This window comes from Elusimicrobiota bacterium, from assembly GCA_026388095.1.
Taxonomy (GTDB): Bacteria; Elusimicrobiota; Elusimicrobia; order UBA1565; family UBA9628; genus UBA9628.
On the sequence record JAPLKL010000008.1, the window covers coordinates 1 to 19,833 of the forward strand.

At 65.8% G+C, this 19,833-nt stretch carries 22 protein-coding genes; 11 read left to right on the top strand and 11 right to left on the bottom strand.

Annotated elements, in window-relative coordinates:
- Nucleotides 1-310 (top strand): hypothetical protein (locus NTY77_02045; protein ID MCX5794262.1); only part of this gene is annotated, 310 nt, incomplete at its 5' end.
- Between the two features lie 78 nt (nucleotides 311-388).
- Here NTY77_02045 and gabT read toward each other — a convergent pair.
- Entirely contained in the window at nucleotides 389-1,663 is a 1,275-nt protein-coding gene (gene gabT / locus NTY77_02050) for a 4-aminobutyrate--2-oxoglutarate transaminase (protein ID MCX5794263.1), read from the bottom strand.
- 217 nt (nucleotides 1,664-1,880) lie between these two features.
- Here gabT and NTY77_02055 point away from each other — a divergent pair, with 217 nt between their 5' ends.
- Both NTY77_02055 and NTY77_02060 read left to right on the top strand, forming a co-directional pair.
- Nucleotides 1,881-2,816, top strand: a complete 936-nt coding sequence (locus NTY77_02055) for a hypothetical protein (protein ID MCX5794264.1) — start codon at nucleotides 1,881-1,883, stop codon at nucleotides 2,814-2,816.
- A gap of 85 nt (nucleotides 2,817-2,901) precedes the next feature.
- Nucleotides 2,902-3,303, top strand: a complete 402-nt coding sequence (locus NTY77_02060; GenBank protein MCX5794265.1) for a response regulator — start codon at nucleotides 2,902-2,904, stop codon at nucleotides 3,301-3,303.
- A gap of 4 nt (nucleotides 3,304-3,307) precedes the next feature.
- On the opposite strand, the gene NTY77_02065 is transcribed toward NTY77_02060, so the two are convergent.
- Both NTY77_02065 and NTY77_02070 read right to left on the bottom strand, forming a co-directional pair.
- Nucleotides 3,308-3,862, bottom strand: a complete 555-nt coding sequence (locus NTY77_02065) for an NTP transferase domain-containing protein (protein ID MCX5794266.1) — start codon at nucleotides 3,860-3,862, stop codon at nucleotides 3,308-3,310.
- A complete protein-coding gene (locus NTY77_02070; protein MCX5794267.1) occupies nucleotides 3,862-4,923 on the bottom strand; it encodes a mechanosensitive ion channel family protein in 1,062 nt (353 codons plus the stop codon). The genes NTY77_02065 and NTY77_02070 overlap by 1 nt, the downstream gene beginning before the upstream one ends.
- Before the next feature lie 179 nt (nucleotides 4,924-5,102).
- Here NTY77_02070 and ahcY point away from each other — a divergent pair, with 179 nt between their 5' ends.
- The 7 genes from ahcY to NTY77_02105 all read left to right on the top strand — a co-directional run bounded on the left by ahcY (nucleotide 5,103) and on the right by NTY77_02105 (nucleotide 11,042).
- Nucleotides 5,103-6,431, top strand: a complete 1,329-nt coding sequence (gene ahcY, locus NTY77_02075) for an adenosylhomocysteinase (protein ID MCX5794268.1) — start codon at nucleotides 5,103-5,105, stop codon at nucleotides 6,429-6,431.
- A 57-nt stretch (nucleotides 6,432-6,488) separates the two neighbouring features.
- The gene (locus tag NTY77_02080; protein ID MCX5794269.1) at nucleotides 6,489-7,844 is read left to right on the top strand and encodes a DEAD/DEAH box helicase; all 1,356 of its coding nucleotides are present in this window, start codon (nucleotides 6,489-6,491) and stop codon (nucleotides 7,842-7,844) included.
- Between the two features lie 85 nt (nucleotides 7,845-7,929).
- Nucleotides 7,930-8,160, top strand: coding sequence for a hypothetical protein (locus NTY77_02085; GenBank protein MCX5794270.1), 231 nt, complete (start codon nucleotides 7,930-7,932; stop codon nucleotides 8,158-8,160).
- Between the two features lie 1,322 nt (nucleotides 8,161-9,482).
- A complete protein-coding gene (locus NTY77_02090; protein MCX5794271.1) occupies nucleotides 9,483-9,725 on the top strand; it encodes an AbrB/MazE/SpoVT family DNA-binding domain-containing protein in 243 nt (80 codons plus the stop codon).
- Nucleotides 9,725-10,066 carry an endoribonuclease MazF gene (gene mazF, locus NTY77_02095; protein ID MCX5794272.1) on the top strand — a complete coding sequence of 114 codons (342 nt, stop codon included), beginning with the start codon at nucleotides 9,725-9,727 and terminating at the stop codon, nucleotides 10,064-10,066. Before NTY77_02090 ends, mazF begins: the two co-directional genes overlap by 1 nt.
- A 119-nt stretch (nucleotides 10,067-10,185) precedes the next feature.
- Nucleotides 10,186-10,557 (top strand): hypothetical protein, encoded by a 372-nt coding sequence (locus NTY77_02100; protein ID MCX5794273.1) that lies wholly within the window; start codon nucleotides 10,186-10,188, stop codon nucleotides 10,555-10,557.
- Nucleotides 10,558-10,568: 11 nt separating this feature from the next.
- Nucleotides 10,569-11,042, top strand: coding sequence for a cache domain-containing protein (locus tag NTY77_02105; GenBank protein ID MCX5794274.1), 474 nt, complete (start codon nucleotides 10,569-10,571; stop codon nucleotides 11,040-11,042).
- A gap of 43 nt (nucleotides 11,043-11,085) precedes the next feature.
- Here NTY77_02105 and NTY77_02110 read toward each other — a convergent pair whose 3' ends face one another.
- The 6 genes from NTY77_02110 to ribD all read right to left on the bottom strand — a co-directional run bounded on the left by NTY77_02110 (nucleotide 11,086) and on the right by ribD (nucleotide 16,341).
- The gene (locus tag NTY77_02110) at nucleotides 11,086-12,366 is read right to left on the bottom strand and encodes a hypothetical protein (protein MCX5794275.1); all 1,281 of its coding nucleotides are present in this window, start codon (nucleotides 12,364-12,366) and stop codon (nucleotides 11,086-11,088) included.
- Nucleotides 12,363-12,938 carry a hypothetical protein gene (locus NTY77_02115; protein ID MCX5794276.1) on the bottom strand — a complete coding sequence of 192 codons (576 nt, stop codon included), beginning with the start codon at nucleotides 12,936-12,938 and terminating at the stop codon, nucleotides 12,363-12,365. The genes NTY77_02110 and NTY77_02115 overlap by 4 nt, the downstream gene beginning before the upstream one ends.
- A gap of 103 nt (nucleotides 12,939-13,041) precedes the next feature.
- On the bottom strand, nucleotides 13,042-13,503 hold the full coding sequence (ribH, locus tag NTY77_02120) for a 6,7-dimethyl-8-ribityllumazine synthase (GenBank protein MCX5794277.1): 462 nt from the start codon (nucleotides 13,501-13,503) through the stop codon (nucleotides 13,042-13,044).
- Between the two features lie 9 nt (nucleotides 13,504-13,512).
- On the bottom strand, nucleotides 13,513-14,715 hold the full coding sequence (locus tag NTY77_02125; GenBank protein MCX5794278.1) for a bifunctional 3,4-dihydroxy-2-butanone-4-phosphate synthase/GTP cyclohydrolase II: 1,203 nt from the start codon (nucleotides 14,713-14,715) through the stop codon (nucleotides 13,513-13,515).
- Nucleotides 14,712-15,266: a riboflavin synthase gene (locus tag NTY77_02130; GenBank protein MCX5794279.1), complete on the bottom strand. Its 555-nt coding sequence runs from the start codon at nucleotides 15,264-15,266 to the stop codon at nucleotides 14,712-14,714. The genes NTY77_02125 and NTY77_02130 overlap by 4 nt, the downstream gene beginning before the upstream one ends.
- Nucleotides 15,247-16,341, bottom strand: coding sequence for a bifunctional diaminohydroxyphosphoribosylaminopyrimidine deaminase/5-amino-6-(5-phosphoribosylamino)uracil reductase RibD (gene ribD, locus NTY77_02135; protein MCX5794280.1), 1,095 nt, complete (start codon nucleotides 16,339-16,341; stop codon nucleotides 15,247-15,249). Before ribD ends, NTY77_02130 begins: the two co-directional genes overlap by 20 nt.
- Before the next feature lie 57 nt (nucleotides 16,342-16,398).
- On the opposite strand from ribD, the gene NTY77_02140 reads away from it, so the two are divergent.
- Nucleotides 16,399-18,045, top strand: a complete 1,647-nt coding sequence (locus tag NTY77_02140; GenBank protein MCX5794281.1) for a hypothetical protein — start codon at nucleotides 16,399-16,401, stop codon at nucleotides 18,043-18,045.
- A 10-nt stretch (nucleotides 18,046-18,055) separates the two neighbouring features.
- Here the strand turns inward: NTY77_02140 and NTY77_02145 are convergent, their stop codons facing one another.
- A complete protein-coding gene (locus NTY77_02145; GenBank protein MCX5794282.1) occupies nucleotides 18,056-18,652 on the bottom strand; it encodes a hypothetical protein in 597 nt (198 codons plus the stop codon).
- A 65-nt stretch (nucleotides 18,653-18,717) separates the two neighbouring features.
- The gene (locus tag NTY77_02150) at nucleotides 18,718-19,821 is read right to left on the bottom strand and encodes a DNA topoisomerase IV subunit A (protein ID MCX5794283.1); all 1,104 of its coding nucleotides are present in this window, start codon (nucleotides 19,819-19,821) and stop codon (nucleotides 18,718-18,720) included.
- Nucleotides 19,822-19,833 lie beyond the last annotated feature (12 nt).

Consider the following 19,833-nt stretch of genomic DNA (forward strand, 5'->3'; position numbering starts at 1 on the left):
GAAGGGCCGCGTGGCCGAGGTGACCGCCTACATCGGAGACTTGAGGGGCGCCCAGGAGAGATACGCTCTGCGGGCCCAGAACTACACCGCCGACGCCAACCTGCTCGACGTCACGGTCCCGGCCTTCAAGTACTTCAGCAACGCCGCGTCCATGACCGGCGGGAGCCAGACCGCCGGCTGGGCCGTCACCTTCACCCGCAGCGCGGGCGCACCGACCGCGTACAGCCAATACACGGTCACCTTCAACTCGCTGACCGGGAACTACAGCTCCAGCAACGCCAGCGCCATCAACGACCTGCTGCCGCAGTAGGCGAAGGCGGACGTCGGTCGCAGTCGGCGACGGGATCGCCAGGGGACGCCGGCCCCCCTGGCGGTCTCTTCTTAATACCTAGGCCGCGAACCTCTCCAGGCCCGACTCCAGCACCGCCAGGCCCTCTTCGAGCTGGCCGTCCGTGATGACCAAAGGCATGAGCAGGCGGATGACGTTCCCGTAAGTCCCCGCGCTCATGAGGATGAGGCCCCGCTCATAAGAGTGCCGGATGACGGCCGCCACGGCCTCCTGGTCCGGCTCCTTGGTCCGGCGGTCCTTGACCAGCTCCAAGGCCTGCAGCGCGCCCAAGCCCCTGACGTCGCCCACGCCCGGGAAGCGCCGGAAAGCCGCCAGGCGCTTGGGCAGATCCTCGGCCAGAGCCCGGGCTCGGCCGGGCAGATCCCCCTTTTCGAACAGCTCCAGCACGGCCAGGGCCGCGGCGCAGGACACCGGGTTGCCGCCGAAGGTCCCGCCGATGGCGCCCACGCCGGGCGCGTCCATGAGCTCGGCGCGGCCCACCACGGCCGAGATGGGCATGCCGCCGCCCAGGCCCTTGGCCAAAGTCATCAGGTCCGGGACCACGCCCGACTGCGCGCAGGCGAACAGCCCGCCCGCGCGGCCGAAGCCCGTCTGCACCTCGTCGGCGATGAACACGACCTTATGCTCCGTGCAGAAGTCCCGCAGCCTGCGCAAAAAAGGCGCGGGCGCGGGCACGAAGCCCCCCTCGCCCAGGACCGGCTCTATGATGAGGGCGGCGACCTGGTCCGGCCCCACGCCGCGCACCACGGCCTCGAAAGCGGCGAAGCACTCCGCCGAGACCCGCTCCGGGTCGTCGGTCGAGGGCCAGCGGTAGCAGTAAGGGAAGGGGGCCCGCACCACGCCCGGGTTGAACGGCCCGAAGCCCAGCTTGTAGGGCTTCTCCTTGGCGGTCAAGGTCATGGCCATGTAGGTCCGGCCGTGGAAGCCGTGTTCGAAGCAGACTACCGTGGGCCGGCCCGTGGCCGCGCGCGCGATCTTGACCGCGTTCTCCACGGCCTCGGCCCCGCTGTTGGCCAAAAAGGACTTCTTGGGGAAGTCCCCGGGGGCCAGGCGGTTCAGGGCCGCGCAGAGCCGCACGTAGCCCTCGTAGGGCGTGACGTGGAAGCAGGCGTGCAGGAAGTCCCGGCTCTGCCCCCGCACGGCCTCGGCCACGGGCGCGGCCAGGTGGCCCGCGTTGAGGACGGCCAGGCCTGCCGCGAAATCGATGAAGCGGTTGCCGTCCACGTCCTCCAGGACCGCGCCCTCGCCCCGCGCGATGAACACGGGCGTCACATGGAAAGGGCCGCGCGCCACCGCGGCCTGGCGCTCGGCCATCAGGGCCCGGCTGCGCGGGCCCGGCACCTCGGTCTTCAAGCGGATGGTCAAGTTCGCACCTCGACCGGCATGATACCAAACGCATAGGCCCAGGCATAGCCCGAAAGGCCCACCCGCGTCTGGGCCTTTCGGGATTCTTTTGTGCTAGAATATTTCCAGTGTGTCGGGCCTCGCGGAGGCCCCGGAGGAAACAAGAGGAATGAAAGTGAATGGCGTTGTGGCATCCCTGGCGGCGGCGGCCTTCGGGCTGACGCTGGCCACCCCCCCAGCCGCAAGAGCCGAGTCATCGGGCCTCAACTTCGATCAAGGCGTCAGCGCGTCCGATATCCTCAAGCAGGCCAAGGCGCAGACCGCGCAGGACAAGTCCGTCATCGCTCCCGCGTACATCGGCTCCACGCGCTACGACCGGGACTGCCGGACCGTGACCTTCAGCCCCACGGACCAGCCGGCCTCGGGCCAGATTGACCTGCGCTCGACCGAGTGGATCACCGAGTGCAACAACACCGGCGGCGGCACCTATCCCGGCCCCGGCGGACATCCGATACCGGTGCCGCCCCAGCAGAACTGCTGGGAACGCCCGGGCTACTCCTACAGCGGCCAGGCCCAGATCATGCTGCGCGACCGCCTGCAGCTCTTCCCCTGGGAGTACGACAAGTTCGAGGTCTGCCTGGAAGGCCCGTGGTACAGCCTCTACACGATCGACGCGGCCTATGAGTACAAGATGGTGCAGGGCGGCAACCGCGACGGCGACTTCATCCTGGCCCCTCTCAAGAAGAAGGCCATGAAGCCGGACCCGGCCGGCATCGTCGCGCAAGGCCTCTCCGCGAACATGATCCTCTCGCTCAAGGACAAATGGGCCTCCTACTACCAGGGAGAGCAGACCGTCTTGAAGGTCGAACTGCGCAAAGAGGTCTCTTTCTGGCCCGACCAGACGGTGCTGGACAAGGAGATCTCCGTGGCCCCGGCCGACGCCTACACTGTGGACCTCATGGCCTACGCCAAGGAGTTCTCGCAGAAACTCGAGCCGGGCAAGAAGTACTACGTGCGCTACGCCTTCAAGAGGATCGGCAGCATATCCAAGCCTGACCTCATGAAGGTCGGCGACACCGACAAGGTCCCCTATCAGCCCGCGACCTTGGCGGCCGCCTACTGAGGGAGCGCATGACGAGGAGACCCCCTGGCCGCGGCCGGGGGGTCCTCCTTGACGGCCCCGCGATTTGTTGCTACCCTAACCACCCATGGCGCACATCATGGTCGTCGACGACGACCGAGGCATCGTCAGCCTGATCAAGACGCTCCTGAACAAAGCCGGCCACCGCGTCACCACGAGCGGCTCCGGCCAGGACGCGCTCAAGAAGCTCGGGATGGAGCCCGATGCCCCGTCGGCGGAGCTGCCCGACCTGCTCCTGCTGGACATCATGATGCCCGAGGTGGACGGCTACAAGGTGGGGACCGTGATCCGCGAGCGCGAGCGGACCCGCGGCATCCCGATCGTGGTCGTCTCCGCCCTCCGGGACCTGAGCCCGATCTTCAACGCCACCGTCAAGGTCGAGGGGTTCCTGACCAAGCCTTTCGCCCCCGAGGACCTGCTCGCCCTCGTCGCGAAGATCCTCGCCGCCAAGGACGCGCGCAAGGATTAGCGGCTCAGCTGTTCCAGTTGTCGTGGACGCAAAGATAGGGGACCGGCACTTCCACGACCCGGCGCGAGCGCAGCCAGACGTCCAGACGGTCCTTCACGGGATTCAGAGCCAGCAGGGAATCCCTGAGCCCCGGGGAGAGCAGCACCGGATGCCCTCGGCGCCCCCCCTGGACCGGGACCACAGCCTCGGCCCCGCCCTCAGCCGCGCGCTCCGCCAGCAAGCGGAACAGCTCTGGCTCCCAGACCCGCATGTCCACGTGATAAAGGAAGGTCCAGCGCTCCAGGGGCAGGGCGCGCGCCAAGGCCAGGATCGCAGCCAAAGCCGGAGCTTCCGGGTCCACCGGCACCCAGACCGCGCGGGGCTCCAAGATCCGGCAGCGCTGCAGCCAGCTTTCCTGGATGGAGACAGCCACGTTCTCCAGGGGCAGGACCAGGCCCAGGAACTCCAGTTGCCGCTCCAAAAGCGGCTTGCCCTCCCAGTCCCGCCAAGCCTTGGGGCCCCCGGCCCGGCGGCCGCGGCCCGCGGCCAATAGGTAAGCCTGGCAGGCAGGCCCGTCCACTAGATCAGGGGAGCGCCCGCTCCAGGCGCTTGATGGAACACGGTGGCGGGCATGGCGAAGGCGATCTTCTCCTTGCGGAAGGCGTCGAGGATGCCCAAGTGGATGGCCTGGTTGACGTCCATGTAGACCGTATAGTCCGGGCCCGTCACATAGTAGACCGCCTCGAAGGAGAAGCCGGTCTCGCCGAAGGAGCTCAGGTGCGCCCGGTCGAACCGCGCCTTGGACTGGGCCGAGATCGCGGCCTTGAGGAGGGCCGGGACCTTGGCGACCTGCTCCGCCGTCGTCGTGTAGGGCACGCCCACCTTGAAGGCGATGCGCCGCTCGCGCAGCAGGCGGAAGTTCTGGATCTCCGAGGAGGTCAGCTTGGAGTTGGCCACGATGAGCATCTCGCCGGAGAGGGCGCGCACCCGGGTGGTCTTGATGCCGATGTGCTCGACCGTGCCCTGCTTGTCTCCCACCACGATGAAGTCCCCGACCACGAAGGGCCGGTCCAGGTAGATGGCCAGGGCGCTGAACAGGTCGCCCAGCACGGCCTGCGCGGCCAGGGCCACGGCCACGCCGCCGATGCCCAGGCCCGCGAGCATGGAGCTCACGTTGAAGCCCAGGTTGCTCAGCACGAAGAGCACGGCCACGACCCAGAGCAGGCCGCTGATGAGGTAGCTCAGGTTGCGCGCCGTGCCCTTGTCCGCCTCCGCGCCGCGGCCCTGGGCGCAGAGCATCTTGCGGATGGAATAATCGGCCCCGACGCGCAGCCAGGTCAAAGCCCGATAGGTGAGGGCCATGAGCAGGACGGCGTGCAGGAGATGCTCGGCCCGCGCAGGCAGGTCCAGATGCCGGGTGGCGGTCCAGAGGGCGACCAGCACGACCTCGGGCAGGCGGATCAGCTCCAGGAGGTCGACGAGCAAGTCGTCGAGGTCGGTCTCGGTCCTCGCGGCCAAGGCCCGCAGGCGTGCGATCACCACCTTGCGCACGATGGAGAAAGCGACGAGTATGCCGAGGAAGGTGCCTGCGCTGACCAGGTACTCCCAGACGCTGTTGCCGAGGATCTCGCGTTCGAGCATTCTGTGATGATAATGGATATCGGTGCCGGTGGTCAACTTTGTCAACTTCTCAACTTGTTGGTTGGTTGGGAAAGTTGATAAGTCAAGAAAGTCGACCACCGGCACCATCAAGGGGGCCAAAAAAGGTATAATCATGGAACTTCCGACGGAGAAAGAGGATAATGGCAACTACCGCTATGATGAAGAAGTCGACCACCAAGAACGCAGTCCCGGACTACAAGGTCAAGGACATCAGCCTCGCCGCCTGGGGCCGCAAGGAGATCACCATCGCCGAGGCCGAGATGCCGGGCCTCATGGCCCTGCGCGAGGAGTACGCGGGCAAAAAGCCGCTGGCCGGCGCCCGCGTCGCGGGCTGCCTGCACATGACCATCGAGACCGCGGTCTTGATCGAGACTTTGATCAAGCTCGGCGCCTCGGTGCGCTGGAGCTCCTGCAACATCTTCTCCACCCAGGACCACGCCGCGGCCGCCGTGGCCAAGGCGGGCGTGCCGGTCTTCGCCTGGAAAGGCGAGAGCCTCGGCGAGTACGACTGGTGCGTCGAGCAGACGTTGCGCTGGCCGGGCGGCAAGGGTCTCAACCTCATCCTCGACGACGGCGGCGACCTCACCAACATGGTCCACGACAAGTTCCCGGAGCTCCTCAAGGACGTCGTGGGTCTCTCCGAGGAGACCACCACGGGCGTGCACCGGCTCTGCCAGCGCCAGGCCGCCGGCACCTTGAAGTGCCCGGCCATCAACGTCAACGACTCGACCACCAAGAGCAAGTTCGACAACCTGTACGGCTGCCGCGAGTCGCTCCTGGACGGCATCAAGCGCGCCACCGACGTGATGGTCGCGGGCAAGGTCTGCGTGGTCGCCGGCTACGGCGACGTGGGCAAGGGCTGCTGCCAGTCTTTGCGCGGCATGGGCGCGCGGGTCCTGGTCACCGAGATCGACCCCATCACCGCCCTGCAGGCCTGCATGGAAGGCTACCAGGTCGTGACCATGGACGAGGCCGCAGCCCTTGGCGACATCTTCGTCACGGCCACCGGCTGCCGGGACATCATCGTGCGCAGGCACCTCGACGCCATGAAGTCGGGCGCCATCGTCTGCAACATCGGGCACTTCGACCTGGAGATCGACGTGGCCTCCATCGTCAACGACGAGAAGATCAAGCGCGAGATAGTCAAGCCGCAGGTCGACGAATTCATCTGGCCCGACGGCAAGAAGGTCATCGTCCTGGCCGAGGGCCGGCTGGTCAACCTGGGCTGCGCCTCCGGGCATCCGAGCTTCGTGATGAGCGCCTCCTTCACCAACCAGATCATGGCCCAGATCGAGCTGTGGTCCCACCGCGGCCAGGGCAAGTTCAAGAACGAGGTCTACGTGCTGCCCAAGCTCCTCGACGAGAAGGTGGCGCGCCTGCACCTGGGCAAGCTCGGGGCCAAGCTCACCAAGCTCACCAAGGCCCAAGCCGATTACCTGGGCATCAGCCCCGACGGGCCCTACAAGCCCGAGAACTACCGGTACTGACCCCTGATACGGAGAATCATCCGCCGCATCTTCGGTAAGAAGGCTCAGGCCGAGCCGGTGCAGAAGCACGCGCCGGCTCACGCCCACCCGCACGCGCAGGCTCCGGCGCATGTGCACGCTCACAAGCCCGCCCCCGCGATCCATCAGACGGGGCCTTTCGCGGAGTTCGGCCTCCTGCCCGAGCTCTACCAGGGCGTGCAGGCCCTGGGCTTCACGGAGCCGACGCCCATCCAGGCGCAGGCGCTGCCGCAGGCCCTCAAGGGCAAGGACGTGCTGGGCTCGGCGATGACGGGCAGCGGCAAGACCATGGCTTTCGTGCTGCCTCTGCTGCAGAAGCTGATCCTCTCGCGCAGGGCCAGGCCGGCCGGCCAGCAGACCAAGGGGCGCAGCACCGAGTATCCAGTGCGGGCCCTGGTGCTGGTGCCGACGCGCGAGCTGGCGACGCAGGTGGAAGAGGCGGTGCGCCAGTTCTCCCGCTTCACGCAGGCGCGTTGCGTGCTGATCATCGGCGGGGCCTCCTTCCACGAGCAGTTGCAGGGCCTGCGCAAGGGCGCCGACATCGTGGTGGCCACCCCCGGGCGGCTGTTGGACCATTACGGGCGGCGGCAGATCCGGCTCGACACGGTGGAAGTGGCGGTTCTCGACGAGGCCGACCGGATGCTGGACATGGGCTTCATGCCCGACATCCGGCGCATCATGCAGGCCCTGCCCAAGCAGCGCCAGACGCACATGTTCTCGGCCACCATCCCGCCGGAAGTGGCGCGCGTGGTCAATGAGTTCATGCGCGAGCCGGTGCGCATCGCCATCGACGCGGACAACACGCCGGCCTCGGGCATCACCCAGGCCCTCTACCCGATCAACGCGGGCGAGAAGTTCGAGCTGCTGCACTTCATCCTCAAGAAGACCAAGATCAAGTCGGCCGTCATCTTCACCCGCACCCGGTCCCGCGCCGAACAGGTGACGCGCTACCTGGAGGTGCGCGGCGTGAAAGTGGTCGCCTTGCACTCGGACAAGACCCAGGCCCAGCGCGACAACGCGATGGAGGGCTTCCGGGAGCAGAAGCACCAGATCCTGGTGGCCACGGACATCGCGGCCCGCGGCCTGGACGTGCGGCACATCAGCCACGTGATCAACTTCGACGTGCCCCTGCACGCGGAGGACTACGTGCACCGGGTGGGGCGCACGGGACGGGTCTTCGCCGCGGGCGACGCCATCACGCTCATGGCCCTCGATGAGGAGCGCTTCGTGGCGGCCATCGAGAGGCTCATCGGCACGCCCATCCCGCGCCTGGCCTTCCCGGAGTTCCCCTATAAGGTGCCGCCGCAGATGAAGGCCTACAAGGAGCCCATGGCCCAGCGGTTCAAGTTCCGCCGCCGCATCGCCCGCTCCAGCAGCCACCGCTTCCGCCGCTAGGCGGACTCCGGACCTGCGGACCCACCCCGCGCCGGGCCCTTCGCCGCTCCCCCGGGCCCCGCTCCGGCCCCATACTACCCTGAGTATGGTTCCCTTGGCGGTTCTGCTCTTCTTCGGACTCTCGGCCAGTGCCCGGGCGCAGCTGGATTTCAACGACCCCCGGGCCCTGGAAGACCTCGTTCACCAGGCCGCCCGGCTGGCCTGGGCCAAGGACGGAGGCTGGGCCGAGTTCCTCAAGTGGCTCTCGGCCGTCCTCCCGGACTGCCCCGCCCCGAAGCTCCCCGGCAAGGGCAAAGACAAGAGCGTCGGAATCTAGACTAGGGCTTCTGCATTGCCGTCATACAAAAGGCCGTCCAAGCCGGCGGCTTCGCGCAAAGTGGAAAAGCAATTCCACCTTGCCTGAGCTAGGCTTCTAAAGTAGAATTTGAGTGCAAGAGTCCTCTCGACCTGCTACAACACTGGTCAGCAGACTCTTATGTTCTACAGAGCTGGGTCAAAGGACATTTCGAGAATTAGGGAACGGTGTTCGAAAGGTTGAAGAGCAAGATCAACAACGGACAACAGGTCGAGAATTGGAAAACGGACTTCGAGCGTTAAGGGCCTGTAGAACATCGGGTATTGCGGTCGCGCGCAAGCGCGGAATACCAACGTGTGGCGGGCCTTTGCGGCACGCGCTTAGCGCGCGCCGCAAACCCCAACGTTATGCGTATTTGAAAATCAGACAATGAATTCTCTCTTGCGGGAACAACTGGTTGTCAAAGCGAAGCTAGCCAAGTCTAGGCTCCATTTCGTCCTAGATTTCGTCTGCATCGGGACCTGCATCATTATGGCCCGCACCGTGACCATGTTCCATCTGGACGATTGCGGGTCATCCGCAAGAATGCCCCAATTTGGTTCATGCAAGTACTCTGGCATCATCGATTTCGACTCATCATTCTTGTGCCTGGCCTGCCTAGGCTGGCTTGGGGTCTGTGGCTGGCATGCCCTCTTAGACTCTCCTGACGAAACGGCAGAAGAGAAACGACACATGTTGAGTGTCATGCCTCCAGTCATCGTTCTCTTGTTCTTGCTAGGGCTCGCGGCATTCCGGGTATTCCCATGTATTAGCGCGGTCTACGGTCTAAAGTACCCGCTGACCCTTCTCGGATATGCATTAACGGGCGCATGGCAATATGGTCCCAAACCTCTGTGGCGATTTGCGGTTAGTCTCTGCGTCGCGCAGGTCAGCGCGCTTGTTATATTGCGAAAATCTAGGACGCTTGCCGGACGAATGATGTCTGTAGTGCTTGGCTGCCTCTCGCTACTTGTTGCGCTCATTCTAATGACTTGGGTTCAGGTCTATAGGACCACATGTCATCAGATCAGGCCTGGGTATGGTGTAATGTTGGCTGGTGCAATCGTAGGCCTGTTGGTTGGAACCCTCGTGGCGTCCAAATGGAGAGTCCATCCACAGTGAAAAGAGGAACGCATAACATCGGCTGCGACGGCCGCGCGCAAGTGCGCGGAACGCCAACGTGGGGTCGGCCTCAGCGGCACGCGCATAGCGCGCGCCGTAGGCCCCATCGTTGCACACGCTAACCCTTGACAACGGCCAGAAATAATGTATACTCATTGTAGATACTTCCCAAGGAGATCCCAATGACTACCACCATTCAAAAATGGGGCAATAGCCTGGCGCTGCGCATCCCGAGCTCCTTGGCCAAGGATATCCATCTGCACCAAGGATCCTTAGTTGATATGGCCGTGGTCGAGGGGAAGATGGTCCTGAAGCCAAAGGGAGAGCGCAAGTACTCTCTTTCGCAAATGCTCAAGGGAATCACCAAGGCGAATCGGCACTCCGAGCATGATTGGGGCGGGCCCGTCGGGAAGGAAGCACTGTAATGACCCGAGCCTACTGCCCAAAACGTGGTGATGTAGTTTGGCTCTCCTTTGCGCCTCAGGCGGGCCATGAGCAATCGGGGCATCGGCCAGCTCTGACTCTCTCGCCGGCGGCCTATAACGACAAGGTGGGGCTGGCCATATTTTGTCCCGTCACGACGCAAATCAAGGGATATCCCTTCGAGGTCCGCCTCCCAGCTGGCCTAAAGGCATCCGGCGTCGTGCTGGCAGATCAGGTCAAGAGCCTCGATTGGCAGGCTCGAAGCGCCCAATTCTGCTGCAAAGTCCCGGAAGCGACTTTGGCAGAAGTGATGCATAAGCTCGAAACCTTGCTGGGCGCATGATCAGAAAGGCGGTGCACATCCGCACGAGCCGGCCTCTTAAGCGGCCGGCTTGCGGGGCTCCCGGCGGCCCATCATCGCGTTGAGGCACAGACAATGGCCAAAAATCAGTCAGAGAAAACATGATCCAACGCGACTGGTTCATGAACCACATTGAAATCATGGTGAAAGCCCTGAGCGCCGTTCTAGGCCTCAAGAACAAGGGCGAGATTCAAGCCGCGGCCGCGGCTCTTGAAGCCGCGATCCATAAGGCCTTCGGCATCAGCGAAAAACTGGCGCTTGCTCTTCCGCTGGAGGAAGTCCTCCCTCTGGCGTGCCGAGGCCAGGCACCCTCATCGGAGTTCCTATCCACCTTGGCCAGCCTCTTCCGCGAATGGGCGGGACTCTTGGAGACCCAGGGCCGCCCGGCTGAAGCCGCTGCGGCTCTGTCTCGTGCCCAAGCGCTTCTTCAGCTTGCCCAGTCCAACAACAAACAAAGCGAGGAACAAACATGAAAATGGCATTGATGGCTCTTCTCACTGTGGCCGGCATGTGCCTGCCTGCAGACGCGCAGCCAGAGACGTCGCCCCAGGACCTCCTGATCAAGAGCGAGGTCCAGACCGCGGTCAGCATGCTCAAGGCGGTCTACAAGAAGCACCAGCAGGGCGAGATGACCTTGGAGCAGGCCAAGAAGCTCGGCGCCGACCTCCTGCGGGACCTCAGCTACGGCAGCGACGGCTATTTCTGGGCCGACACCACGGCAGGCGTCAACATCGTCCTTTACGGCCGCAAGGACGTCGAGGGCAGGAACCGCCTCGAGGACCAGGACCCGAAGGGCACGTTCTACGTCAAACGATTCATCGCCAATGCCAAGGCCGGCGGCGGGTACGTCGATTACTGGTTCGCGAAGAAGGGCCAGACCGCGGCCGAGCCCAAGAGGTCCTTCGTGGCCCCGTTTGCGCCCTTCGGCTGGGTCGTGGGCACCGGCTACTATCGTTGAAACAGAGCCGGCGGCGCAAAGCGCCGCCGGCTCAAAGGCTCCCTCAGAAACCGCCGTCTACCACGTAGCGCTTGGCCGGATTGTCGTTGCGCACGGCCAGGTTCCACTTCTTGGCTTCCCCCGAGGCCAGCCGGACCTCATAAGGCACGAACCAGCCGCGGTACAGGCCTGACTTGAACGGCTTGCCCACCTGCACCACCCGCAGGCCGCCGAAAGCGGCCTGAAAATCCTTCCGGGCGGCGTGCGGCATGAACTTGACTGCCTCTTCCCAGTTCCGGTCGGCGCAGGCCAGGAAGAACGCCCGGGCCGTTTCCGCGGGCAGCATCCGCTCGTAACGCGCATTGTCCGCCAGCTGCTCAGGCTCGGTCAGCCAGACCACGTCCTTAGGCAGGGCCAGCGAGAACAGCGAGTCCGCGAGGCTCGGGTTGTACTCGATGTCCGTGATCTCGAAGGCCAGCGTCTCACCGGACCGGCCGCGCACGAAGACCTGCAGGCCCCTGAGCCACTTGGACTCCGCGTCGAAGCGGTAAACCCGGCGGTTGTCAGCCTCGATGATGGACTTGTTCTTCAGCCAGTCGTTGCTGAAGTCGCCCTGCGCCTTGGCGGCCACGGTCACCTCGATCTCCCCCTTCCGGCTCCGGCTGGGCCGCAGGGAAAGCCGGGAGCCTTGGCGCGCCGCCAGGTCCACCTCGCGGCTCAGCACCTGGTCGATGTCGAGCAAAGGCTTGAGCCATTCCACGAAGCCTGCGTCCGGCCCGCCCTTGGCCGCCAGGTTCGGCTCGATCAGCAAAGTCGCGGCCTTGCCGTCCATCACCACCTTCCGGCCCGCTTTCTCCACCCGCCACTGGGCCGGCTCGCCATAGCGCTTCCACATGTCGAGCCCTACGAACTCGTGGGCGACGTCGATGTACTCGAAGTTGTCCCGGGGCAAGGTGCGCATCCGCGCCTGGATATGGATGGCGCTGAGCCCCGCCAGCCTCTGGGCGCCTTGCGCCAGCAGCTCCGCGGCCATGGCCGAGCTGCCGCCGCGGAACACGAAGATCCCCATGCAGACCGCGGCCACAGCCGTGGCCACGGCCCAGGTCTTTTTCGCGCGCAGCCAGGTCCCCAGCGCTCCCAGCCGGCCGGAGGCCGGGCTGGAGCCGGCTTCGGCGCGGGACTTGCGCACCTGCCGGTCGAGGAACAGCTCCAATCCCTTCATGCAGGATTCGGGGTCCAGCCCCGCCTCCCGGATCTCGTCGTCGAGCCTCTGCTCCTCCGTCTGCAGCTTATGTCCGTGTTCCATGAAATCAGCCACTCCTTTGAGGAAATCCTGGTTCTTCATATCGCCCCCTGGCCGGCTGTCAAGACCGGCGCCAGACGCCGCCTCAGCTTCTGGGTCAGCCGGTACACGTCCTTGTCGGCCAGACCCATGCTCGCCCCCACTTCCTTGGGCTTGCCTCCCTGCTGGAGGCGCTCGAAGACCTTCACCAACTGCGGATCGTCATGGATGGCTTCCTGGACCCGGCGGCTCAGCTCGTCGGCTTGCGGCCCCGCGCTGTCGCGCAGCACGGCCGCTTCCGGAAGCTCCAGCTCCTGCTCGTCCTGCACTTGGACCTGCCGGTTGTCCGCGGAAGAAGCCAGATTGGAGATCAGGCTGCGGATCACCCAGCGCAGATGGCTTACGATGTCCGGATATTTCTCTTGATCCCACGGCCGGGAGCCGTTGATCGTCAGCAGCATCGCCTGCTGGACGATGTCGGCCGCCGATGCGCCGCGGGCCAGAAGGGCGTCGCGGCTTCCGGAAAGCGGAGCTCCTTGCCCCCGGCTCCAAAGGTACCTGCGGCTTTCGTGGATCGCGTGGACCAAGAGCCGCTTGCTCTCCAGCCGGAAGTCCAGCCGCTGGAGAGCCCGCAAAGCTTCATTCTGCATACGCTAGCACCCCCTCACTAGCCTATACTGGCGAAGCCCGGGAATTCGTCACGCCGAGCAAGGGATGCTTCCAGGCTAGGGCCAGTCGTTAGAGCGCTTTGTAAAGGTCGGCCATCTCCAAGGCGGACAAAGCGGCCTGCCAGCCCTTGTTGCCGCTCTTGGTGCCGGCCCGGGCCATGGCCTGGTCCGCGGAATCGCAGGTCAGGACCCCGTAGATGACCGGGATCTTGCTTTCCAGGGAAAGCTTGCCGATGGCGCGGCAGGACTGGCCGGCCACGTAGTCGAAGTGAGGGGTCTCGCCGCGGATGACCGCGCCCAGGCAGATCACCGCGTCGTACTTGCCAGCGGCCAGGCGCTTGGCCACGGGCCCGATCTCGTAGGCGCCGGGCACCCGGGCCACGGTGATGTCGTTGTCCTTGACCCCGTGACGCACGAGGCAGTCGCAGGCCCCTTCCAGGAGCCGGTTCGTGATCATGTCGTTGAAGCGGCTCACCACCACGGCGAAGCGCTTGCCCTTCCCGTCCAGCATCCCGGACAATTCTTTCGGCATTCTCCCCCCTTAGATCTTCAGCAGATGTTTGAGCTTCTCTTTCTTGGTCGTCAGATAGCGCAGGTTGTGCTTGCCGGCCGCGATCTCGATGGGCGCCCGGGCCGTGATCTCCAGCCCGTAGCCCGCCAGGCCCACGAGCTTGCGCGGATTGTTGGTCAGCAGACGGATGCGCGAGAGGCCCAGGTCCTTGAGTATCTGGGCGCCGATGCCGTAGTCGCGCAGGTCCTCGGCGAAGCCCAGAGCCAGGTTGGCCTCCACGGTGTCGAGCCCCTTCTCCTGCAGCTTGTAGGCCTTGAGCTTGTTGAGCAGGCCGATGCCCCGGCCTTCCTGGCGCATGTAGAGCAAAGCCCCGCGGCCTTCCTGGGCGATGATGCTCAGGGCCCGGTGCAGCTGCTCGCCGCAATCGCAGCGGGAGGAGTGGAAGATGTCCCCGGTCAGGCACTGGGAATGGACCCGGACCAGGACGCTGTCCCGGGAGTTCTTGAGGCGCAGGTCGCCCTTGGTCAGCGCCATGTGGTGCTCTTTTTCGATGACCGACTCGTAGAGGTGCAAGGTGAAATCGCCCAAAGAGGTGGGCAGGTCCACCTCGAGGACCTTGGCCACCAGCTTATCTTTCTTGCGGCGGTAGGCGATGACCTCGTCGACCGTGGCCACCGGGATGTCGTGCTCGCGGCCCAGGCGCCGCAGCTCGGGCAGCCGCGCCATGCCGCCGTCGGCGGCCATGATCTCGCAGATGACCGCGGCCGGGTACAGGCCCGAGATCTTCATGAGGTCCACCCCGGCCTCGGTATGCCCGGCGCGCACCAGGACCCCGCCCTTGCGGCTGCGCAGAGGGAAGATGTGGCCGGGCCTGGCCAGGTCCGCGGGTCTGGTCTTGGGCGAGATGAGGGCCTTGATGGTGGCGGCGCGGTCCGCGGCCGAGATGCCGGTGGCCACGCCTTTCTTGGCGTCCACCGACACCGTGAAGGAAGTCCCGTGCAAGGAGGTGTTCTCCGCGACCATGGGCCGCAGGCCCAGCTCGTCGAGGCGGCCCTCCTCCATGGCGCAGCAGATCAGGCCCCGCGCCGCGGTCGCCATGAAGTTGACGGCCGCCGGGGTGATCTTCTCCGCGGCCATGACCAGGTCGCCCTCGTTCTCCCGGTTCTCGTCGTCGACCAGGATGACCAAGCCGCCGGCGCGCAGCCGGGCGCGGACCGCCTCCACGTTCCTCATCGCAGATACCGCGCCAAAGCGTCCACCTCGACATTGACCCGGTCGCCCACGCGCTTGTGCGCGAGATTGGTGCTCTTCAAGGTCTGGGGGACCAAGGCCACGGTCACCCGGCAGCCGTGCAAGGCCGCGATGGTGAGGCTCACCCCCTCGACGGCCACGGAGCCCTTGGGCACCAGGTAGCGGCGCAACCGCTCCGGGAAGAGCACCGCCAGCTCCTTGCCCGGGGCCGCGCCCCGCATGGCCACGACGCGGCCGGCGGCGTCCACATGGCCGGTCATGAGATGTCCGCCCAGGCGGTCGCTCAGGCGCAGGGCGCGCTCCAGATTGACCGCCTCCCCCCGCCGCAGCGACCCCAATGTGGTCTTCTGCAAAGTCTCCGGGGAGACGTCGAAGCCGACCAGGCCGGCTCGGACCCGGCTCACGCTCAGGCAGGCGCCGTTGACCGCGATGCTCTCTCCGACCTTCACGTCCGCGAACTCCGCTTTCACGGCCAGGCGGCCAGGCGCGATACTGAGCACCCTGCCCAGGCTCTCAACTATTCCGGTAAACATGGAGATGGTCCGCTCCCAAGCAGTATTCGGCCGCGAGGCTCATGCGCAGGGCCCGGGCCGGCGAGGCGAAGCCTCGGCCCGCAATGGAGGTCCGGGCCTTCTCGCCGCCCAATATCAGGGGCGACTGGAAGAGGTAGAAGAGGTCCACCAGGCCGGCGTCGACGAAAGAGCCGTGGACCGCGGCCCCGCCTTCGACCAGCACCGAGCCGAGCTCCGGCCGCAGCAAGGCCATGAGCTTCTTGACGTCCACGCGCTGTTCGCCGCAGACCAGGACCCGCGCGCCCTTAAGCCGCAGGGCCCGCAGGCGGGACTCCGGGGCGGCTTTCGCGACTGCGACCACGACCTGGCTGGGGCCGCGCCAGAGCCTGGCCGAGAGCGGCAGGCGGGCCCGGCTGTCCAGGATGATCTTGAGGTGGCGCTTGCGGGCCAGAAGCGCCCGCGGCAGGAGCGGGGGCCGGTAGTCCAAGGACGGGTCGTCGCTCAACACCGTGTTGATGCCCGCCAGGATGGCGTCGAACATGAAGCGCAGGCGCCGGCCGTAAGCGCGGGCTTCGGGTCCGGTGATCCACTTGGACCGGCCGGCGCGGCTGGAGATCTTGCCGTCGAGGCTCTGGCCGGCCTTGAGCGCGATGAGGGGGCGCGCCTTCTTGAGCCAGGTGAGGTAGGCCAGATTGAGCTCAAGGCTCTCTTTCCTCATGAGGCCGACCTCGACTTCGATGCCGGCTTGGCGCAAGCGGCGGAATCCCTTTCCCGAGACGAGCGGGTTGGGGTCGGGCATGGCGGCCACGACCTTCTTGATCCCGCTGGAGATGAGGGCGTCTACGCAAGGCGGGGTCTTGCCGAAATGAGAGCAGGGCTCCAGGTTGACGTAGAGGGTGCCCCCCCGGGGCGAGGCCTTGGCCCGCTTGAGGGCGTCAACCTCGGCGTGGTCTCCCCCGAAGCAGCGGTGCCAGCCCTCGCCTATGACTCGGCCGGCCTTGACCAAGACCGCGCCCACCATGGGGTTGGGGCTGACGAGGCCTTGGCCGCGCACGGCGAGGCGCAAAGCTCGGATGAGAAGGTCGGTCTCGGTCATGAGGGGCCTATACTATAGTAAAAAACGCCATTTCGTGTGGTATCATAGCCCTTATCCATGAGCCCCGAACCCGACCCGAAGAACCCCCAGGACCCGGAGGTCCTCAAGAAGAAACTGGAGGACTACCTTTCCGAAGGAGCGCCGGAGATTCCCCAGCCGGAACCAAAAAGAGAGAAGGAAGAAGAGAAGAAGAAAGGCGGTGTCGCTTTGCCGGCAGGGTCCGGGGCAGGATCGAGCGGCGCGGGCATCGGTGCTTCGGCCTCAGGCTCGGCCGGGCTGGGCGAGTTGGCGGGGATCGTGATCCGCGGCGCCTCCCCGGTCGGCGCCGGCGCGCCCATGGGCATGGGCGCGGCAGGTTTCTTTGGGAAACTGGGCGCGCTATTCATGAGCAAGGGGGCAGCGGTGCTCATCGCGGCCGCCATCGTGGCGGGCGCCGGCGCGGTCATGGCCAAGCATCGCCCCAGCGCCTCGCAGAGCCCCACCGTCCGGCGCATGGTGGCGGACCTGCGCTCCGCCATCCCGGTGCACAAGGTCAGCCAAGACCTCAGCAGCCTATCCCTCTCGCTGCTCGCTCAGGCCGTGAAGAAGGAGTTCGGCGGCGGAGTCGCGGCGGAGAGCCCGGGCGCGGCCGGGCCGACCCCGGACGTCGCCGCCAGCGTCGCGGGCAGGCAGGCCGCGGGCGGGGCGGGCGCTGATGCCGGCGGAGCCTCTCCGGGAGTGCTGGCCGAGGGCGATGAGACGGGCAGCGACGGCAAGAAGCTCGTCCAGCCGCGCCTGAAGTCCTCCGGCCTGGGCGGCTTCGGCAGCCACAACATCTTTTCGGGCGGCGGCGCAGCCACCGCGGCGCCCAAGTTCGGCGACGGCTTCGACCGCGGCAAGATCATCGGCTTCCAGAGCCCCCAGAAGTCCAAGGCCAAGGGCGGCCACCCGGTCGCAGGCGCGCCCATGGGCAGCCCCTACGCGCGCGTCAAAGGCCTCGACAAGAACAGCCGGTCGCTGGCCCAGCTGCGCGGCATGAGGACCATGAACCCGTCCTTGCGCGCGGGCGGCGCCAGGGCCTCGGAAGCCAACAAGGACGCCTCGATCGCCCAGTTCGAGGGCACCCGCCTCGACGGAGCCGGCGCCGGCTCCGTGCCCGACCTTCCGGACGACGCTTCCACGGCCCAGGTCCCGGCCACCCCGGCCGGGGTGGGCAACACCGGCAGCACCACAGGGACCACCGCCACGGACGCCAATCCCGTGGACACCTGCACGGACCAGCAGTACTGGGACGGCTCTGCCTGCAAGTCCATCTACACCACGGACCCGGGCCAGAACTCCACGCCCTGGCAGGACAAGGCCAACCAGGCCAAGGACCTCATCCTGGCGGGCTGCGCGCTGGGCCTGCTGGCCACGATCTTCTACAAGATCTACGACAAGCTCAAGGACAAACCTTATCCGGTATCGATCCTCGCCTACGTCTGCCTGATCATAGCCATCGTCTGCCTGCTCGCCGCTATCGCCTGCGCCATCGCGGCCATCTCGCTGGGCTCCCAGATCAACAGCATGGGCGGCAGTCCCCAGGGGACCTTGGACATGGTGGCGGGCGTCGCGGTGATCATCGGGACGCTGGCCGCTATGTTCGGCGAGGGCAACGTCTCCACCTACGCGGCAGTCGTCCTCGCCATCTTGTTCATCTGCGAGCTGGTCTCGAAGATGCTCTGAGGCGGAAGCCTCAGAGCTTGTTGCCGAACCAGTCCCGGGCCGCCGGCCAAGTCGGCGGCTGGGGGACGCCGAAGAGCAGCCTCTCCATGTAGGGGACCGACTTGCCGGCGTAGCGCAGGTCGATGGCCTTGTGGAAGTACCGGTTCGCTTCCTCAGGCGTCCTCTGGCCGGTCAGGATGTCCATGCCCAGGTTCAGGCTCAGGAAGTTGAGGGCCTCGCTGTCGCTGCGCGCCGACAGCTCCCCCCGGCGCACGCTGGCCGTGAGGCCATGGGGGTAGCGCGCCAGCTCCTCCAGCTTCTCCCGGGAGACATGACAGGAGACCGTCTGGGTCAAGGGGGAGAGCGGCCAGTCGGCGCTGACCACCACGCTCTTCCAGGGCCCTTTTCCGTCCCACTCCATCCTGTCCTCGGACAGACGCTGGGGCGAGCCGTACCGCTCCAGGAGCATGAGCGCCTGCTGGCGGGGCCCGGCGGGCCACATCGCCGCATGCGCGTAGGCCTGCGCCTGCGCCTTCTCGGAATCCTGGGTCTGCTTCCCCGCCAGCATCAGGCCGGCCAGGACCACGCTGACGCCCACGAAGCCGGCGACTCCTCTATTGAGCTCCATGATGGTGTCCCCCTGCTCATATTCTGGGCGGACTCCGTCAAAAAAACATCAACGGAGCGGGGGGCTCAGTCCAGCCAGTCCTTTTCCTGGAGCTTGCGGGGCAGGTACTTCTTGGTCAAGTACTGGAAGTCCTTGTTGGCCAAAGCGTCGAGCTCGAACTTCAGGCCCACGGAGAGCATGTTGCGGATCTCCTTCTGCCACTCCTTCTTCTGGAACCAGGGGTAGTTGAGCAGCTCCTTGGCCCGGCTGATATCCTTCTCGTTGAGCTTGATGCCCACGTTGCGGGGCAGTCCGTAGCGCTCCGGGTCGTGGCTGGAGAGCCCGATGAACTTCGCCTCGGGGATGGCCATGCGCTGGCTCTCGAAAGCCAGGTTGATGGAGCCCTGCTTGACCACGGAGTAGATGTAGTAGCCCCAGGGGTCGTTGTCCACCAGCACGTAGACCGGCAGCTTCTTCTCGTCGTTGAGGCGCCGGGCCAGGCGCCGCACCCCGCGGGGCGGCTGGCCGTTGCCGGTGAGCAGCACGCAGTTGTACTTCCTCCAGAACTTGTCCTCGGCCAGCCGGTTCCACTGGGTTCCCTTTTCGACCAGCAGCACGAAGTCGGCCGTGCACTTCTTGATCTGCACGTAGTCGGGCTCCACGATGGAGGGCACGGAGTAGCCGCCCTTGCCGAGCTTGGCGCAGTCCACGGTGTCGCCGTCGTCGACCACGGTCAGCGGGCCGATCACGGTGCCCGCGTTCTCGGCGCGCACGTGCAGCTCCTCGCGCAGGGCCTCCAAAGCCACTTCCAGGTCCTCGATGAGCGGGTCGGACTCGCTCTGGAGGTCGAAGGTGTTCTCATGGGAGTCGGCGATGGTGTGCTTGGCGCGGTAGTAGATCTCGCGCAGGGAGGTGGTCAGGCCGGCGCGCTGCAGCTCGGCCAGGGCGTCGCCGACGAGCATGGTCTGCATGAACTTCTTGGCCATGCCCACGTTGAAGAAGGTCCGGTCCTGGGTGTTGGAGCCCATCTCGATGATGCGCTTCTTCTCGTTGAACTTGACGTTGGAGAGCGAGCGCACCGGGATCGATAGGGACGGGTCCCTGCCCCGCTCCGCGGCGCGGATGACCAGGTCCGCCAGACCCACGAGCTTCTTCTCGACCGCCCCGGACGTATGAGTGGATTTTGCCATGGCTTCCTCGGG